This window comes from Kitasatospora sp. NPDC057595 (assembly GCF_042800875.1).
Taxonomy (GTDB): Bacteria; Actinomycetota; Actinomycetes; order Streptomycetales; family Streptomycetaceae; genus Kitasatospora.
Window position 1 is genome coordinate 1 of record NZ_JBHVGL010000059.1, and the last position, 2,811, is coordinate 2,811.

At 37.4% G+C, this 2,811-nt stretch carries 6 protein-coding genes; 5 read left to right on the forward strand and 1 reads right to left on the reverse strand.

Features of this window, described 5'->3' with window-relative positions:
* A partial coding sequence (locus ACFU9E_RS35365; protein WP_380715685.1) for a LysR family transcriptional regulator occupies positions 1-344 on the reverse strand: 344 nt, incomplete at its 3' end.
* Between the two features lie 136 nt (positions 345-480).
* On the opposite strand from ACFU9E_RS35365, the gene ACFU9E_RS35370 reads away from it, so the two are divergent.
* The 5 genes from ACFU9E_RS35370 to ACFU9E_RS35390 form a co-directional block, all read left to right on the forward strand.
* A complete protein-coding gene (locus ACFU9E_RS35370) occupies positions 481-1,500 on the forward strand; it encodes a YeiH family protein (protein ID WP_063262617.1) in 1,020 nt (339 codons plus the stop codon).
* A gap of 25 nt (positions 1,501-1,525) precedes the next feature.
* Positions 1,526-1,948: a universal stress protein gene (locus tag ACFU9E_RS35375; protein ID WP_063262616.1), complete on the forward strand. Its 423-nt coding sequence runs from the start codon at positions 1,526-1,528 to the stop codon at positions 1,946-1,948.
* A gap of 117 nt (positions 1,949-2,065) precedes the next feature.
* A complete protein-coding gene (locus tag ACFU9E_RS35380) occupies positions 2,066-2,245 on the forward strand; it encodes an SDR family NAD(P)-dependent oxidoreductase (protein ID WP_063262615.1) in 180 nt (59 codons plus the stop codon).
* Positions 2,187-2,381, forward strand: coding sequence for a hypothetical protein (locus tag ACFU9E_RS35385; protein WP_140419811.1), 195 nt, complete (start codon positions 2,187-2,189; stop codon positions 2,379-2,381). Before ACFU9E_RS35380 ends, ACFU9E_RS35385 begins: the two co-directional genes overlap by 59 nt.
* Positions 2,382-2,406: 25 nt before the next feature.
* Positions 2,407-2,811, forward strand: a 405-nt coding sequence (locus ACFU9E_RS35390) for an SDR family NAD(P)-dependent oxidoreductase (protein ID WP_380715687.1), incomplete at its 3' end; no start/stop codon positions are given.

Here is a 2,811-nt window from a genome sequence, read left to right on the forward strand (position 1 = left end):
ATCTTAAGTAAGTTGGCAATTTTATAGGGAAGAATGTATTCCCCGTAGGTATAGCTAGAACCAATAGATAGGATACCACTTGCAGTATGTTTTAGTTCAACCAAAAGATTTTCCATTCTGGTATATAGACCTAAAATATTCTTTGCATGGTGATAAACAATTTCGCCAGCTTTATTAAGCCTGACAAACTTATTGGTTCTTTCTAATAATTTTATATCCATCGATCGCTCTAAGTTCTGTATATAACTGCTGACGGCTGGCTGTGTCATATGAAGAATTTCAGCAGCACGTGTGAAATTTTTTTGTTCTGCAACCGTGACAAAAACATGTAATGATTGGTCCATTTCTTCTCCACCTTTAATTTCACTTCAGAAAGTATGATAAATAATTACTTATCATAGTAATCATTATAACTGATTTTACTTATCATTTAATAGAGCCTATTATAAAAACAAGAAATCATTTAAAGGAGTTTTTAATATGACAGACACATTAGCTAAGCGAAAGTCATTTTCATTAGGAAATTGGCTTGGAGGAATTGGCTTTACTTTTATTATTGCATTGGTGGGTTTTGGATTATCCAAATTACCTGTACTTGATCATATCGGGCAACTTGCTTGTGCCATCATTATCGCCGTTATTTATCGACAAATACGGGGATATCCAGAGAAGTTTCGTACAGGCATACAATTTTCCGCCAAAAGGCTTTTAAGGTTTGCAATTATACTTTTTGGATTAAAACTTAATATCGACGTTGTTTTACACCAAGGGTTAGGATTACTTGTTAGGGATGTCGGTTCCATTGTCTTTGCAATATTTCTTACCATATTGATTGGGAAATTGCTAAAAGCAGACTCTTCATTATCCCTATTACTAGGGATTGGAACGGGAGTTTGTGGTGCGGCAGCGATTGCCGCTGTCTCACCAATTTTGAAAGCAAAAGATGAAGATACTGCAATAGGCGCAGGTATTATCGCCCTAGTTGGTACTATTTTTGCCATTGGATACACCATCTTAAGACCTTTTCTACCATTAACTGATTTACAATACGGTATTTGGTCAGGCGTTGGTTTACATGAGATTGCACACGTAGCCCTAGCTGGTGCACCAGCGGGCCCAGATGGCCTTGCAATTGCTTTGTTAGCCAAACTAGGACGGGTATTCTTACTTGTTCCACTAAGCTTTATTCTTATGTACTGGATGAAACGTAAAGGAAAATCAGATTCTGATTCCGATACAAAAATTGAATTCCCATGGTTTCTTATAGGGTTTATTATCATGAGCCTATTCGGAAGCTATGTACTTGGTAATATGATTACGATTCCAACTAATATCATGAATGGGGTATCCTTCTTCACTTCATTTATATTGACAATGGCAATGATTGGATTAGGTTTGAATGTTAGCCTTAAGGATCTTCGCACGAAGGCGTTACGACCACTTCTTGCCATGACCATTACATCCGTTCTTCTATCAGTCATTACGTATTTCACGATGTAACTAATCATTATTAGGAGGTTTACAAATGGAAAAAATTTTATTTGCTACAGATGGCTCGACTTATTCCGAGCATGCCGCAAAAATGACGGGGGAATTCTTAGAAGCTTGGCCAAATGCAACATGTATCGTGCTTTACGTTTCGGCAAAGGAAAATTACGCCTATGATTTAGCACCGGAAGCAGTTGACCGATTTGAAGAAGAACTTAGTAGCCGTATTGAAAAACAAATCATAGAGGGTGTACTTTCCAATTGGAAAGAACGACTTCTATTTAGTCATCAAACAGGGCATCCCAGTCGAACAATTTGTAATGTTGCTCAATCGGAAAAAGTTGATCTTATTGTATTAGGAAGTCATGGAAGAGGAGCCATAGATCGAGCGCTATTGGGAAGTGTGGCACATGGTGTACTGCACCGTTCCCAAATCCCTGTATTAATCGTAAAAAAATAAGTTACATCATTGTATCCCATACAAAAAAAGAGATGTAATAAATGCTACCAAAGGAGGTGGTTTCAGCATATCACCAAACTTAGTAAACAATAATTTTTTACAAAGGTGGTTAATAAAATGGGAAGAGTAAAAGGGAAAATCGCCCTTGTAACTGGTGGGGCTTCTGGTATAGCGTTGTCCTCTGCGACATTGTTGGCGAAAGAAGGAGCAAAGGTTGTAATTGCCGATTATAATACTGATGGCGCGAAAAATGCCAGGATTGGCGATTTCCTCCATCGTCGCCCATCCTGCTTATGAATATATTTTTGATTATACGGGAAGTTATACTCCGGCTTTATATGCTATTGTCGTGATGTTGGTTATTAATATTGTTTGTATCTTTATCTCCTTCAATGGGAAAAAGAAATTAGAACAAGCAGGTTTTTGGAATTAAAGTTTATATTGAGGAGTGAAGAGTAATGGGGAAATTGGAAAATAAAGTCGCAATTATTACTGGTGGTGCTTCAGGTATCGGCGAAAAGATGGTAGATTTATTTAGCAAGGAAGGTGCGATTGTCATTGCCGCAGATATTAATGAAGCTGCACTTGAAAAAGCAAGCCAAAAAGAAAACGTTTATGGAATGAAACTAAATGTTGCATCTGATGATGACTGGGCAGCATTAACCAAAGAAGTAAACGACCGTTTCGGAAAAATTGACATTCTTATTAACAACGCTGGGATTTCATCAGAAAAGCCTTATACAGAAATCAATCTGGATGATTGGCAAAAGATGCTATCAATTAATGGATTTGGCCCATTTGCTGGAATGAAGCATGTTGCACCCTATATGATGGAACAAAAGAATGGTGCTATTGTCAACATA